The organism is Actinoplanes sp. NPDC051411 (assembly GCF_040682075.1).
In the GTDB taxonomy this organism is placed as follows: Bacteria; Actinomycetota; Actinomycetes; order Mycobacteriales; family Micromonosporaceae; genus Actinoplanes.
The window spans coordinates 1-15,189 of sequence record NZ_JBFBAD010000195.1 but is presented as its reverse complement, the minus strand read 5'-3'; the positions used below and the strand labels follow the sequence as shown (position 1 = coordinate 15,189).

At 70.8% G+C, this 15,189-nt stretch carries 9 protein-coding genes; 4 read left to right on the top strand and 5 right to left on the bottom strand.

Annotated features, from left to right (window positions below; all coding sequences use genetic code 11):
- Nucleotides 1-105: 105 nt before the first annotated feature.
- Nucleotides 106-1,377 carry an amidohydrolase gene (locus tag AB0M88_RS49875; protein WP_364114768.1) on the bottom strand — a complete coding sequence of 424 codons (1,272 nt, stop codon included), beginning with the start codon at nt 1,375-1,377 and terminating at the stop codon, nt 106-108.
- Nucleotides 1,378-1,657: 280 nt separating this feature from the next.
- Complete coding sequence (locus AB0M88_RS49870) at nt 1,658-3,220, bottom strand: methylmalonyl-CoA mutase family protein (protein WP_364114766.1); 1,563 nt, start codon at nt 3,218-3,220, stop codon at nt 1,658-1,660.
- Between the two features lie 218 nt (nt 3,221-3,438).
- On the opposite strand from AB0M88_RS49870, the gene AB0M88_RS49865 reads away from it, so the two are divergent.
- Nucleotides 3,439-5,373, top strand: a complete 1,935-nt coding sequence (locus AB0M88_RS49865) for a serine/threonine-protein kinase (RefSeq protein WP_364114764.1) — start codon at nt 3,439-3,441, stop codon at nt 5,371-5,373.
- 12 nt (nt 5,374-5,385) lie between these two features.
- Complete coding sequence (locus AB0M88_RS49860) at nt 5,386-7,032, top strand: phospho-sugar mutase (protein ID WP_364114762.1); 1,647 nt, start codon at nt 5,386-5,388, stop codon at nt 7,030-7,032.
- A 24-nt stretch (nt 7,033-7,056) separates the two neighbouring features.
- Here the strand turns inward: AB0M88_RS49860 and AB0M88_RS49855 are convergent, their stop codons facing one another.
- The 3 genes from AB0M88_RS49855 to AB0M88_RS49845 all read right to left on the bottom strand — a co-directional run bounded on the left by AB0M88_RS49855 (nt 7,057) and on the right by AB0M88_RS49845 (nt 13,253).
- Nucleotides 7,057-7,740 (bottom strand): GPP34 family phosphoprotein, encoded by a 684-nt coding sequence (locus AB0M88_RS49855; protein WP_364114760.1) that lies wholly within the window; start codon nt 7,738-7,740, stop codon nt 7,057-7,059.
- An 81-nt stretch (nt 7,741-7,821) separates the two neighbouring features.
- Nucleotides 7,822-11,160 (bottom strand): CDP-glycerol glycerophosphotransferase family protein, encoded by a 3,339-nt coding sequence (locus AB0M88_RS49850; RefSeq protein ID WP_364114758.1) that lies wholly within the window; start codon nt 11,158-11,160, stop codon nt 7,822-7,824.
- Nucleotides 11,157-13,253: a bifunctional glycosyltransferase family 2 protein/CDP-glycerol:glycerophosphate glycerophosphotransferase gene (locus tag AB0M88_RS49845; RefSeq protein WP_364114756.1), complete on the bottom strand. Its 2,097-nt coding sequence runs from the start codon at nt 13,251-13,253 to the stop codon at nt 11,157-11,159. Before AB0M88_RS49845 ends, AB0M88_RS49850 begins: the two co-directional genes overlap by 4 nt.
- Nucleotides 13,254-13,483: 230 nt before the next feature.
- Between AB0M88_RS49845 and AB0M88_RS49840 the strand changes: the two genes are divergently transcribed.
- Nucleotides 13,484-14,524, top strand: a complete 1,041-nt coding sequence (locus AB0M88_RS49840; protein ID WP_364114754.1) for a glycosyltransferase family 2 protein — start codon at nt 13,484-13,486, stop codon at nt 14,522-14,524.
- A gap of 20 nt (nt 14,525-14,544) precedes the next feature.
- Entirely contained in the window at nt 14,545-14,964 is a 420-nt protein-coding gene (locus AB0M88_RS49835; RefSeq protein WP_364114752.1) for a GtrA family protein, read from the top strand.
- Nucleotides 14,965-15,189 lie beyond the last annotated feature (225 nt).

The window sequence follows — 15,189 nt, the reverse complement described above, 5'->3', positions numbered from 1 at the left end:
TTGCCCGGGCGTTGGGGTGCCTACAGGTTCTGTGGTTTATTTTGCTATTCCCCAAGGGGGGGTTGGCCCCCCACCCCCCCCCCCCCGACACATAGAACCTGAAACCTAGAACGCTCCGGTGGCCAGCGCCGCGAGCGCGGTGTGCAGCATGACCCGGACGCCGTAGCCGATCGCGCTCTCGTCGACATCGAAGTCGCCCTGGTGCAGGTCGTGTTTGACGTCCGAGCCGGGCGCCGCGGTGCCCAGCCGGATCATCGCGCCGGGCACGTGGTCGAGGTAGAACGCGAAGTCCTCGCCGCCCATGCTGAGCTCGGCCTCGACCACCCGGTCGGGGCCGAGCGCCGCGCCGGCCGCACCGGCGATGACCGCGGTGGCCATCCGGTCGTTGATCACCGGCGGCACGCCCCGGTGATAGCCGACCTCGACGTGCGCCCCGGTCGGCGCCACCACGTCCTCGATCAGCTTGGTGATCAGCTCGGGGACGGCCCGCCAGGCGTCCCGGTTAAGGATGCGCACGGTTCCGCGGACCTCACCCTCGCCCGGGATCGCGTTGAACGCCTGGCCGGCGTGCACCGCGCCCCAGACCATCGAGACCCCGGCGCGCGGGTCGATCCGCCGGTCGAGCAGCGACGGCACGTCGACGATGACCCGGCCGAGCGCGTAGACCAGGTCGGCGGTCAGGTGCGGTCGGGCGGTGTGCCCGCCCGGGCCGGTCAGCTTCACGTCGACGGTGTCGGCGGCCGCGGTGAACGGGCCCGAACGCACCCCGACCAGGCCGGCCGGCAGCTGCGGGTAGCAGTGCAGCGCGAAGATCGCGGCGACGTCCTTGAGCGTGCCGGCCGCGATGACCCCGGGCGCACCCGAGGGCACCGCCTCCTCGGCCGGCTGGAAGATCAGCCGGATCCGGCCCGGCAGGTCGCCCTGCTCGTTGAGCTGGGCGAGGGCCAGGCCGAGACCGAGCATCACCGTGGTGTGCACGTCGTGGCCGCAGGCGTGCGCGACGCCGTCCACCGTGGAGCGGTAGGGCACGTCCTTGAGGTCCTGCAGGGGCAGCGCGTCGAGGTCGGCCCGGAACGCGATCACCCGGTCGCCGGTGCCGATGTCGCAGATCACGCCGTTGCCCTTGGGCAGCATCTGCGGCGAGAGGCCGGCCACGGCCAGCTCGCGGGCCACCATCGCGGCGGTCTCGAACTCGTGGTACGACGGCTCGGGGTGGGCGTGCATGTGCCGACGAATGGCTACCAGCTCCGCGCCCCGGGCGGCGAGCCAGCGGTCGAGCTGGCCGGGAAGGGGCTCGGCCCCGGGCAGCCGCCCGGGCCACGATGTGGGAGCGCCCTCGAATTCGGCGCCCTCGGGCGCCTCCAGAGCAGTAGTCACGTCGGCTTCCAAATCTGTTGGTGCTGGAACAGCACTCTCGAAGTTTTGTCGGGTTTCCGCAACGCGCGACAGCTTAGACCGATTTTGGTGACGCTGTGCAACGCCATTCCCGTACGCACTGGATCGCGCTGGGTCACGAAAGCCCTGATGGGGAGAGGGAGGGGCATCGCCGGGGGTGTCATTCCCACGCAGCATCCTGCCCATCACCTCCTACAACGGGTTACGAATCAGGGAGGTCACGCGGTTCAACGTTTTACCTCTTCGATCGTCCCGGGTGGTTCTAGAAATGCTCGACCGGCTGATAGGTGCCCCACACCTCACGCAGCGTGTGGCATACCTCGCCAACGGTGGCACGGAGACGCAATGCCTCTTTCATCAAAGGTAAAACGTTCTCGGTTCCCCCGGCAGCCTTCGCCAAATCCGCCAGTGCACGTTCCACCGCCGAACCGTCCCGCTTCAACCGCAATTCCGTCAGCCGGGCCGCCTGCGCCGCCTCGATCGCCGGGTCGACCCGGAGCGGCTCGTAGCGCTCCTCCTCGTCGGCGACGAAGCGGTTGACGCCGACCACGACCCGGTCGCCGTTGTCGATCTCGTTGGCGATGCGGTACGCCGACGTCTCGATCTCCTGTTTCTGGAAGCCCTGTTCGATCGCCTCGACCGCGCCGCCGTACGAGAGGACCCGCTCGATCAGCGCGACGGCCTCGGCCTCCACCTCGTCGGTCATCGCCTCGATCGCGTACGACCCGGCGAACGGGTCGACGGTGCCGGTCAGGCCGGCCTCGTACGCGAGCACCTGCTGGGTCCGCAGGGCCAGCCGGGCCGACTTCTCGGTCGGCAGCGCGATCGCCTCGTCGTACGCGTTGGTGTGCAGCGACTGGGTGCCTCCGGCCACCGCGCCGAGCGCCTGGATCGCGACCCGCACCAGGTTGACCTCGGGCTGCTGGGCGGTCAGCTGCACGCCCGCGGTCTGGGTGTGGAACCGGAGCATCAGCGACTTCGGGTCCTGGGCGCCGAACTCGTCGCGCATGATGCGGGCCCACATGCGGCGGGCGGCCCGGAACTTGGCGATCTCCTCCAGCAGCGTGGTGCGGGCGACGAAGAAGAACGAGAGCCGGGGCGCGAAGTCGTCGACCGCGAGGCCGGCGGCCAGGGCGGCCCGCACGTATTCCATGCCGTTGGCCAGCGTGAACGCGATCTCCTGGGCGGGCGTGGCTCCCGCCTCGGCCATGTGGTAGCCCGAGATCGAGATGGTGTTCCACTTCGGGATCTCGGTGCGGCAGTACGCGAAGGTGTCGGCGACCAGCCGCAGCGAGGGCTTGGGCGGGAAGATGTAGGTGCCGCGGGCGATGTATTCCTTCAGGATGTCGTTCTGGATCGTGCCCGACAGGGCCGCGCCGGGCAAGCCCTGTTCCTCGGCCACCAGCTGATAGAGCAGGAGCAGCACCGAGCCGGGCGCGTTGATCGTCATCGACGTCGACACCTGGTCGAGCGGGATGCCGTCGAAGAGCCGCCGCATGTCGTCGAGCGAGTCGATCGCCACGCCGACCTTGCCGACCTCGCCGTGGGCGATCGGGTCGTCGGAGTCGTAGCCCATCTGGGTCGGCAGGTCGAACGCGACCGAGAGGCCCATCGTGCCGGCGGCCAGCAACTGGTGGTAGCGCGCGTTGGACTCGGCCGCGGTGCCGAAGCCGGCGTATTGCCGCATGGTCCACGGGCGTTTCGTGTACATAGTGGGATAAACACCGCGGGTGTAGGGGAACTCGCCCGGCTCCCCGATCGGCCCGTCGCCGACGTCTCCCGAGCGGTAGACCGGCCTGATCTCGAATCCCGATTCCGCGTTCACACGCGCGATCCTAAGCCTTCGTTAGCGTTCGTTCAGGGAGGAGTCGCGTGAGGGCTTTTGTACTGAGCGTCCGAAAAGGTCGACTCCCCGCGATGTTTCGGTGACTTACGGTCGAACCTTCGGGAACACACCCGGACCGGCTTTCAAATCGACCCCCGCTCCGGGCAAGATAGCGGGGTTGGTCCGACAGCCCCTACATCCCCTCGGTGGCATTCTCAGTGACTCAGATTCCGACGTGGAGCAGTGGTAATCCCGCTCCCACCAGCGGACGCGCGGCCCCGGGCACACTTATCGGCGGGCGATACACGTTGCGCGCCGCCGTGGGACACGGCGGCATGGGCACGGTGTGGCGCGCGGCCGACACCCTGCTCCGCCGTGACGTGGCGATCAAGGAAGTCGTCCTCCCGCCCGGCCTGGCCCCCAGCGACCGCGACTCGATGTACGAACGGACCATGCGCGAGGCCCGGGCGGCCGCCGCGCTCCAGCACCCGGCCGTGGTGCAGGTCTACGACGTCGTCCATGAGAACGGCCGGCCGTGGATCGTCATGGAGCTGCTCGACGCCCGCAGCCTGGCCGACATGGTCATCGAGGACGGCCCGGTCGCACCCCGGGTGGTCGCCAAGATCGGCATCGCGCTGCTCGGGGCGCTCGAGGTCGCGCACGCGCACGGCGTGCTGCACCGCGACGTCAAGCCGGCCAACGTGCTGATCTGCAACGACGGCCGCTGCGTGCTGACCGACTTCGGCGTCGCGCGCATGCCCACCGACGTGCAGCTGACCACCCCCGGCATGGTGCTCGGCTCGCCGCACTTCATCTCCCCCGAGCGGGCCATGGGCAACGAGTTCGGCCCGCCCAGCGACCTGTTCTCGCTCGGCGTCACGCTCTTCACCGCGGTCGAGGGCCGGCCCCCGTTCGACAAGGGCGACCCGATCGAGACCATGCACGCGGTGGTCGAGGACCCGCCGTCCCCGGCCGTGCGGGCCGGCTCGCTCGCCCCGGTGCTGATGGGCCTCCTCGAGAAGGACCCGGCCCGCCGGATGGACGTGCAGACCGCCCGCACCCTGCTGCGGCAGCAACTGGCCGGCCCGCTGGCCAGCCAGATGCCGGCGCACATGCACACCGACCCCTACTCGGTGGTCCCGTCGCAGCGTCCGGCCTCGGCCCCGGCCGAGACCCAGGCGATCCCGCCGCAGCCGCCCCAGCCGCAGAACGGTCAGATCGGCGGCCGGGCCATGCTCGCGCCGGGCGACTCGCTCACCGACCACCTGGCCAAGCTGCAGGAGACCAACACCCCGCCGGGGGGCGGGCGCGGGCGCCGTCGCGCGGCCGAGCCGGCCGTCGGCGCGCCGACCGGCATGATGCCGGCCGCGAGCACCCCGACCGGGCTGATGCCGGGCATGCCCCAGGCCGACCCGACCAGCGTGCTGCCACCCCGGGGCGCGTGGCAGGGTTCCCCGATGCCGGGCACGGTCGTCGGACGCCCGTCGGCCGAGCGCGGAGCGGCCCTCGACAAGGCGGTCAGCGGGGTCCGCGAGGGCACCGGCCGCCTGGTCACCACGATCAAGGGCTGGCCGCGCCGGCAGCAGCTGATCGCCGGCGGCGGCGCGCTGGCCGTGCTGATCCTGCTGGTCGTGGTCATCTCGACGACCGGCGGCGACGACAAGACCAGCCAGCCGGTCGCCGGGCCGGCGTCGGGTGCCCCGGTCAACGCCTCCTTCGACACCCAGATCTACAACGCCAAGGGTGTCTCGGTGAAGGTGCCCAAGTCGTGGAAGAAGAACTCCGGCCAGTCGTACGTCGACTACGTCGATCCCGGCGACAGCAAGCACAAGGTCCGCATCCTGGTGGAAGGGGCCGGCGGAACGCCGGAGAGCTTCCTCAAGGTGGCGGCCAACAATCTCAAGGGCAACAAGACCAGCTGCCCCACGCCCTACAAGCAGATCGGCGTCACGCCGACGCAGATCGCCGGGCACGACGGCGCGGTCCTCGAATACAAGTGCGGCAGCGGCGACTCCGAGCGGCACGGCCTCTGGGGCGCGATCGTCACGGATGGTCACGCCTACTCGTTCTTCGTCACCTCGACCGAGGACCAGTTCGCGGCGAGCAAGCCCATCTTCGACGAGATGCTCTCCAGCTACAAACTTGCCTCGTGATATCAATCGTGGGTGACGACGCCTACCGATGAGCTGCGGGCCCAGGCCGAGGCCTGGCTCACCGACGATCCCGATCCGGCGAGCCGGGCCGAACTGACCGGGTTGATCTCCGGGTTGCCCGGCACGGCCGACGAGTTGCGCGACCGGTTCTCCGGACCGCTCACCTTCGGCACCGCCGGGCTGCGGGGCCGCCTCCGCGCCGGCCCCAACGGCATGAACCTCGCGGTGGTCACCCGGGCCGCGGCCGGCCTGGTCAACTGGCTCGACGCCCAGGGTGGCAAGGGCCCGCTGGTCATCGGCTACGACGCCCGGCACGGCTCGCGCGAGTTCGCCGAGCAGACCGCCCGGATCGCCGAGGGCGCCGGGCGCCGGGCGATGGTCATGCCGGGCGTGCTTCCCACGCCCGTTCTGGCGTACGCGGTGAGGGCGCTCGACGCCGTCGCGGGGGTCATGGTGACCGCCAGCCACAATCCGCCGCAGGACAACGGTTACAAGGTCTATCTCGGCCGCGAACTGGGCGGCCCGGGCGGCGACGGCGCCCAGATCGTGCCTCCGGCCGACGCCGGCATCGAGGCGGCCATCCGCGCGGTCGGCGACCTGACATCGGTCCCGCTCGGCGAGCCGGGCACGCTGATCGAGGCGACGACCGTTCAGGGGTACGTGCGGCGCGCGGCCGCCGTCCTCGACCCGTCCGGCTCGCGTGACCTGACCGTGGCGTACACGCCGATGCACGGGGTCGGTGGCGACACGTTCGCCTCCGCCTTCGCCGCGGCCGGCTTCCCGCTGCCCGCCGTCGTCGCCGAGCAGGCCCAGCCCGACCCCGAGTTCCCGACCGTCAAGTTCCCCAACCCGGAAGAGCCGGGCGCGATGGACCTGCTGCTCGCGCTGGCCGCCGAGCGGGGCGCCGATCTGGCCATCGCCAACGACCCCGACGCCGACCGGTGCGCGGTGGCCATCCCCGGCGACGACGGCGGCTGGCGGGCGCTGACCGGAAACGAGCTGGGCGTGCTGCTCGCCGACCACCTCATCCGGCGCAACACCCCCGGCGCGTACGCGACCACGATCGTCTCGTCGACGATGCTCAAGGCGCTGTGCGAGGCCCGCGGGGTGCCCTATGCCGAGACCCTGACCGGCTTCAAGTGGATCGTCCGCGGGGCGGTCGACCTGGCGTACGGCTACGAGGAGGCGCTGGGCTACTGCGTGGCGCCCGGCCTGGTCCGCGACAAGGACGGCATCACCGCGGCGCTGCTGGTCGCCGAGCTGGCCGCCGGGCTCAAGGCCGCCGGCAGTTCGCTCGCCGCCCGGCTCGACGAGCTGGCGGTCGAGTTCGGCGTGCACCACACCGATCAGCTGTCGGTGCGGGTCGACGATCTGAGCGAGATCACCCGCGCGATGGCCCGGGTCCGGTCGAACCCGCCGGCCACCCTGCTCGGCGACGAGGTGACGGTCACCGACCGGGCCGAGGCCGACGTGCTGACGCTGCGCACCTCACGGGCGCGGGTCGTGATCCGGCCGTCGGGCACCGAGCCCAAGCTCAAGGCGTACCTCGAAGTTGTGGAGCCGGTGACCGACGGGGATGTCGCCGCGGCACGCAGCGCGGCCGCCGACGCGACCGCGAAGGTCCTGCGGCCGGAGGTCGCCGCCGCCCTGGGTGTCTAGGCGGGTCCAGGCGGGTCCCGGTGTCTAGGCCGGCTTGGGAGCGCCGAGAGCGGCCGAGATGGCCCGGCCCAGGGTCGCCACCACCAGGGCGACGCTCGGGCGGACGATCGAGTCCTCCAGGCTCCCGCCGCCCGAGAAACCGGCCCCCGAGGCGATCTCCTCGAGCCGCTGGTGGGCCCGGGCGGTCTCGTCGGGCGGCAGGCGCAGCGCGGGCTCCATGCGGGTCGCCGTGAGCAGCGTGGCCAGCGCGGCCGTCCGCTCGTCGGGGATCTCGGCGCTGGTCAGCGCCTGGGCCAGCCGGCTCCGGATCTCGGCCTCGTATTGCGGGTCGGTGGTCGGATAGCGGTGCACGTGGATGACGCCCATCTGGGTCTCGTCCACGTCGCGCACCACCCCCCGCTCGATGAGGTCCTCCAGGATCCGGGTGCGCAGGCGGTGACGCAGCCGCTGCACCCACTGGGCCGGCGTGTGCGGCTCACCCTCGGCGGCCCGGGCCAGCACCGCGTCGGCGATCGGCTCGCCGATGGGGGTCGGGTCGTTGACCGTGAGGAAACCGTCCACGTACGCGATCCGGCCCGCCAGCGCGAGGTCGACCAGCACCGCCGCGGCCATGCCGAGGTCGAGTCCGATGCGGGAGCCGGTCGCCTTGCCGGTCTGGTCGTCATAGGCGAGGAGAAGCATCTCCTCGGCCAGCGGTATGGAGGTCATGGCAGGAACGATAGTGGCCGCGGTCACCTGTGCCGATCGCCAGGTCGGTCTAAAAGACCACTTCTTGCGGCTTTCCGGTGATCACCGCGTCATTTTGTGATCGTCGTACAACAGCCAGTCGATCAGACGGGCGGCGGCCGGGCCGGTGCCCTCGGTCGAGTGATCGGACGCGAACGCTTTTGCCGCGTGCTCGTAGTCGGCGGCGATCCTCGGCAGGTCGCGGACCGCCGCCGCCACCTCGTCGAAGGTCCGCAGCAGCGGCCCCGGCGCCTTCGCCTCCAGGTCGACGTTGAGCCCCGGCGAGGCCGCGTGCTCGGCGATGTCGGGCACGTAGAGCAGGACCGGCTTACCGGTGGTCGCGAAGTCGGCGATCAGCGACGAGTAGTCGGTGATCAGCGCGTCAGAGGCGAGCAGGAGCTCGCCCACGCCCGGGTAGTCGGAGACGTCGGCCGAGCCGTCGACCACACCGAGGACGTCCTGGTCGAGCGTGGGGTGACGGCGTACGAGCAGTCGGTAGCCGTCGGGCAGCGCCCGCACCGTGGTGGTCAGGTTGAGCAGGCGGCTGGGGTCGCTCGAGCCGCGTTTGCGCAGCTCCATGGGGCGGCGGGTCGGGGCGTAGAGCACGAACCGGGTGTCGGCGGGCAGACCGAGACGGGCGGCGACCTCGGCCCGGGCCTCCTCGGGATCCCGGTCGCGCAGGACGTCGTCGGCGGGACGGCCGTACTCGAGCACCGGGCCCTCGTAGCCGAACTCCCGGCGCAGCACCGGCGTCGCCGAGTGGCCGGGCGAGGCGAGCGCGGTCCACTTGCCGGCGTCGGCCGTCAACTGGTCGACGAGCGTACGCCCGAGAGGGTGAGCGACCGCGAGGGCGCCGATGTGGCTGACCGGCCAGCCGTCGGCGAGCCGCAGCACGACCTGTTCCGGCCGGGGCCGGAACCAGAGCGGCAGGTCGTCGTTGGTCACGATCCAGCGGGAGTTGAGCAACGCCGCCCGCCACGCGTCGGTGCCGAGCACGACCGGCTCGGCCCCGTCCGGGACCGGCTGGCCCCGCTCGGTGGTCCAGAGCGCGTCCGGGGCGCCCGGCCGGGCCGTCAGCTCGGCCAGCAGCGCGGCCGGGTCGTCGGGGACCCGGCGCCCGGGCGCGGCGTCGAACAGCACCACCTCGCGCAGGGCCGGCTCGGTGAGACCGGCCGAGGGCGGCTCGGCGGCCGTGCCGACCGGCGCCGGCCCGACGAAGAGGGTCGCCCGCTCCTGGGCTCCGCCGCGGACCACCCGGACGGTGCCGTCCGGCGCGGTCGAGGCGAGCGGCAGAGCGGCCCGGGCACTTCCGGCGAAACCGAGCGGCGCGATCGTCGGGTGGTGTCGCCCGTTGCTGCGGAAGGCCAGGTCCCAGGTGCCCTCGACCAGCGGCAGCGGGCCGGCCAGGCCGGGCATCGCCTCGGGGTCGACCTCGACCGTCCAGCGGCCGCCGCTGACCCGCAGCGGCAGCGTGCGGTCGCGGCGCCGGCCCCGGATGCGGAGCATCAATTCGCCCTCGACGTCGCGGCCGCTCTCGCCGCGAAGCACCAGCACGCCCTGAGGGTTCCAGGACACCTCGGTCACGACCGGGCCGAGCGGGCGCGTGCACACCGACACCTTGCCGGTGTCGGAGACCGCGGTGTAGACCTCGTCGGCCCCTTCCGCGGCCCGGGTCGGCACGTACTCTTCCCCGGCGACCAGGCCCACGGTGTCGCCCTTCTCCGGGCCGAGGATCAGGTCGACCGGGAAACGCTGGGCGTAGAGGCCCATGGCGTGGTTGTCGTCATCGGCGCCGAGAGCGATATCGGCGAGCGGGATGCGGGCCCGGAATCCGGGGCCGTCCGGCCCGGCGGTCACCTCGGCCGCGACCGTACGCGCCACGAGTCCCTTGGCCCGGCGGAGCACCAGCCGCACGTCGCCGGCCGGGTCCGTACGCAGGCGGCCCTCCAGCACCAGGTCGTCGCCGTCCCGGTGGCTGGCGGTCAGCCAGGCCACGACCCGGTTCACGCTCAGGAACAGCTGATTCCTCGACAGGTAAGGGGTGACCCAGACACCCGGCGCCACGGCCCGCCGCGGGAGCGGGTCGGCCCACCCGTCGGGCACCCGGACGGGTGCCCGGTGCAGTTCGAGGTTGGCCGCGGTGGCGACGGCGATCCGCCACGTGCTGTCGCGCCAGGCCTTGCGTACCCGCATGATCGCCGGGTCGACGGTGATGGTGAACCCGGAGCGGGAGTCGGAGCGGGCCCAGAGCGGCAGCTTGCGGCGGGTGCCGGTGCGGGCGAGCCAGAACAGACGGGCCCGGCCGAAGCGGCGCGGCGCGGCACCGTGCACCGCGAGGGTGCCGCTCACCCGGAGCTTGTCGCCCTCCCAGCTCACCGACTTCACGTGGGCGGCGAGCGGGGGCTTCTTGTTCCTGGCGGCGCGGAAGCCGGTGTCGAGCAGCTCGATCAGGTCGCCCAGCCGGCCCTGGAGAATCAACCGCCACTGGTCGCGGGCCGCCGGCGGAAGCCGGTCGACCGCGCCCGGGTCGAGCTCGCCCAGGTAGGCCGTGGCGAGATCCATGAACGTCCGCTGGAACTCGGGCGACGCGCCGGGCAGGAACTTGAGGTAGCTGCTGAGCTTGTCGCCGATCGCCTGTTCCTCGTAGACCCGCAGCAGGTCGTGGTGGCCGGAGGCGGCGAGCTTCTTACGGGTCAGGTTGACCGAGTAGAAGCGGTCGACCAGGTTGCGCAGGTCGTGATCGGACTGGGTGATCGAGAGGACCGCGCCCTCGCGGACCCGCCAGAAGTAGATCGGCTCGGCGACGATCGCGACCTTGTGGGCCAGCGCGTGGGCGGGCACGGTGACCGGCACGTCCTCGAAGAGGCGACCGGGCGGGAACTCGAAGCCGTGCTGGTCGTAGAAGGCGCGGCGGTAGAGCTTGTTCCAGATCGTGCGGTCGCGCAGCAGTTCGTGGTTGCGGGAGACGTGGGCCTTGAGATCGGTGGTGCTGACCGCGGTCTTGTGCGGCTCGCCCGGGTGGGTGCCCCGGGAGTTGAGCCGCAGCACGCCACCGCTGGCGAAGTCGGCCCCTCCGGCCAGGGCGAGCACCAGCAACTCGTACGCGTGGGCGGCCAGGACGTCGTCACTGTCCACAAAGGCGACGAACTCGCCGGTCGCGTGCTCGAGCCCGTTGTTGCGGGCCACGCTCAGCCCGGCGTTTTCCTGGCGGATCAGCCGGAACCGGGGGTCGGCCCGCACGAACTCCTCGGCGATCACCGCGCAGTCGTCGGTCGAACCGTCGTCGACGACGATCACTTCGAGGTCGCGGTAGGTCTGCGCGCGCAGCGAGTCGAGGCAGTCACGCAGGAACGGCTCGACGTTGTACATCGGTACGACCACACTGACCAGGCCCGCGATCATCGCTTCTCTCCCAGGAAAACACGGCGGACGACGCGCTCGGCGGCATGGCCGTCCTCGAGCGAGCAGAACCGGTCGCGGAAACGCGCGCGATAGGCCGCCGCCTCGTCCCCGAAGACCTGGCCGCTCCCGAACGCGCCGACCAACTCGTCGAACGTGCGCGCGAAAGTGCCCGGGTGCTCGGCCGCGAGGTCGAAGGTGACGCCGCGGACCGTCCGGTAGACCTCCCAGTCCGGCGCGAAGATCACCAGCGGCTTGTCGAGGACCGCGTAGTCGAACATCACCGAGGAGAAGTCGGTGATCATCACGTCGGCGGCGAGCATGAGCCGCTCGACCGACTCGTGCCGGGACACGTCGATCACCCGTGGATGCTGGGGCGGGAAGCCGATCGAGTCGTAGAAGTAGTGCCCGCGCAGCAGGACCCGGGTGCCGGGACCGAGCGCGTCGGCCAGCTTCTCGACGTCCAGCACGGGGGTGAAGGTGGCGTGCCACTCGCGGTGCGTCGGCGCGTACAGCACCACCCGCTCGCCGTCGGCGATGCCCAGCTCGGCCCGCGCCGCCGCGGTGTCCTCGGCGGTGGCCAGCGCGAGCCGGTCGTTGCGCGGGTAACCGGTCTCCAGGGTCTCGCCCTTGATCGGGAACTGCCGGTCCCAGAGCAGCGTGGTGTGCCGGTTGGCGGTGACGCTGAAGTCCCACTTGGCGATGTTGCGCCGCATGCGCTCGATGTCGAATCCGACCGTCGAGGCCGGGAACTTCGGCTGGTCGAGACCCATCGTCTTGAGCGGGGTGCCGTGGTGGGTCTGCACGTGGACCGCGCCGGGCCGCTTCACCACCTCGGGCGGGAACGTGGCGTTGTTGATCAGATATTTGGCCCGGGCCAGCACGCGGTAGTAGTCCCTCGTGCCCGGGTTGACCGTCGTGACACCCTCAGGCACCGTGGCGCCCGGCTTGACGACCCACACGCCCTTGACCGCGGGGACCAGCTCCCGGGCCTTCTCGTAGATCGCCGCCGGATTGCAGGCGTAGCCGCGATACCAGTACGCCGCGTAGACGGCGAGGTTCTCGTCGATCGGGCGGCCCAGCTCGCGCTTGTAGTAGCGGCTCAGCGCGCGCTTGCGCAACCGTGCGCGGCGCGTGCCGACCGCCTTGCGAGCCTTGCCGGTGGCCGCCCGGACGCGGTCACGTGAACCGAAGAGCAACTGGTAGGACCCGTAGGAGCCCTGCGCGATGAGCTTCATCCGCCGGCCGGTCGCGTCTTTTTCATGCTTGCGTACGAGCTCGGCGAGCCGGTCGAACACCTTGCGGCGCACGCCGGCGTTTTCCTGGTCCATCAGGTCACGAACCGCGGTGACCGCCCGTTCGAGGGCGCGGCGGCGCACCTTCGGTTCGGCGCTCGCCAGGGCGGGCACGCTCAGCGCGGCATCCAACTGCGTGACGAGATCGGCGTCCCGGGCGGACCTGACGGCGCGGATCGACCCGGCGCGGTCCAGGCGGTGGATGTAACAGGCCGGTTCGACCGTCGACACCGTCTCGGCCCGGGCGAGCACGGCATAGCCGAAGGCGACGTCCTCGTACGAACCGTCGCGGAACCGGATGCCGGCGTCGAGCAGGAACTGGCGGCGGACGACCAGCGAGCCGAGCGGCAGTGCGGCCCGGGTGAGCGCCCGGGCGCCGAGGACGACCTCGCCCGGCGACTTCCACCGGGTCACCGAACGGTTCCAGCGCTCGCGGGCCATGCCCACGACGAGCACGTCGGGCTTCTCCTCACGGAGCTTCGCCTCGATCACCGAGAGTGCGCCGGGCACGATGCGGTCGTCGCCGTCGACGAACCAGAGGTATTCGCCGGAGGCGAGATCCAGACCGGAATTACGGGCCGCTCCGGGGCCACCGTTGACCGGACGGTGCGTCACGCTCAGTCGCGGATCGGTGGCGGCACGCTCGTCGAGAACCTCACCGCCGTGGTCGGTCGAGGTGTCGTCAACGCCGATCACCTCGACATCGACGACGCTCTGATGAAGCAGGAGGGAATCTAGACATTCGTTGAGATATCCCTGCACGTTCCACACGGGCACAACGACGCTGACGAAATTCGGCATAGGTGAACGCAGACCGTCCGTACGACTTCACGAGGGGAACCAAGAGGTTAGCACCGAGTTGTGTCCGCGCCGATTCGTCGATTCGAGGCCACCGGTCCACTACAGAAAGTGACGGGCGTCGCAAGGCTATCGTTCATCTTGCAGGTGAGCGTCGTTCACGCGAGCGCAGCCGCTTGTGTACCATCTCTTCCCACTGTCCGCTGCGTTCACCCACCCGTGAGAGTGAAGTCATGCGTCTTTCAATCGTTGTCCCTTGCTACAACGAGGAAGACGTGATCGACACGTTCGATGCGCGGGTCCGCGCGACGCTGAACGCCCTCGATATCGAGCACGAGCTCTGCTACATCGACGACGGCAGCTCGGACGCCACCCTCGAGCACCTGCGGGTGCTGGCCGAGCGAAACGCCGACACCACGCGTTACGTGTCGTTCAGCCGCAACTTCGGCAAAGAGGCGGGCATGCTGGCCGGCCTCCGCGAGGCCACCGGCGACGCCGTCGTCATCATGGACGCCGACCTGCAGCACCCGCCCGAACTGCTCGAACGCATGCTCGAGCTGCACGCCGCCGGCCACGACCAGGTGGTGGCCCGCCGCACCCGGGAGGGCGACCGCTTCCTGCGCAGCCTGCTGAGCCGGGTCTACTACCGACTGATCAACAAGATGGTGGACGTCGAACTGACCAACGGCGTCGGCGACTTCCGGCTGCTGTCACGGCGCGCGGTCGACGCGCTGCTGTCCCTGCCGGAATACAACCGGTTCTCCAAGGGCCTGTTCTCCTGGATCGGCTTCGACACGGTCACCTTCGACTACGACAACGTCGCCCGCGAGGCGGGCGCCACCAAGTGGCGGTTCAGCAGCCTGGTCAACTACGGCATCGACGGCCTCATCTCGTTCAACAGCCGCCCGCTGCGGCTCGGCATCCACGCCGGCCTCACCCTGAGCGGGCTCGCGGTCCTCTACGCGATCTGGACCACGGTGGCGGCTATCATCGGCGGCATCAGCCAGCCCGGGTACGTGACGCTCATCGTCGCCATCGCCGGACTGGGCGGCCTTCAGATGGTGATGATCGGTCTGGTCGGTGAATACATCGGCCGCATCTATTACGAGTCGAAGCGCCGTCCGCACTTCCTGATCAAGGAGACGAACGTGCCGCGTGAAACCTTCCGGGGCCCCGGCGCGGGCGTTCAGGCCGTCCTGTCGCGCAGCGCCGTGATACCGCAGGAACGCTGGCCGGCCGAGGCGTCGACGACGGTCGGGAGGCCGACCGCGTGATGCGGGCCCACCTCTTCCAGATGACGAAGTTCGCCGTAGTCGGGGTCGTCAACACCGGCACCTTCTACGCGACCTATCTGTCGCTGCACCCGTGGATGCCCTACTACCCGGCCTACGTCCTCGGGTTCCTGGTGAGCATGGTCGGCTCGTTCTTCCTCAACACCTACATCACATACCGCACCAAGCCGACATGGCGGAAGTTCCTGCTGTTCCCGCTGACCAACCTGACCAACTTCGTCGTCACGTCGGTCGGCGTGTTCGTGCTGGTCGAATGGTTCCACGTGGGCGAGCGGATCGCCCCGCTCGCCGCCGCGGTCGTCGCGATCCCGGTGACCTTCGTCCTCTCGCGGCGCATCCTCACCCACCGCGACGGCGTGGTCGCCCCGCCGGCCACGGAGCTCGCACTCGCCGGCGACTCGCCGGCCGCTCAGACCGACTGAGCTCGACTTCCCCCTTGTTCGCCGGGCCCCGCCCGCATTGCCGGCCGTTTCCATCCGTGGCCGCCCGCTCGGGGCTTTCATCGGCGCCACAAGCCAGCCGCACCGCACCTCGGCGCCGGCCGGTGTTGCCTCGGCGCCGGCCAGCGTTGCCTCGGCGCCGGCCAGCGTTGCCTCGGCGCCGGCCAGCGTTGCCTCGGCGCCGGCCAGCGTTGCCTCGGCGCCGGC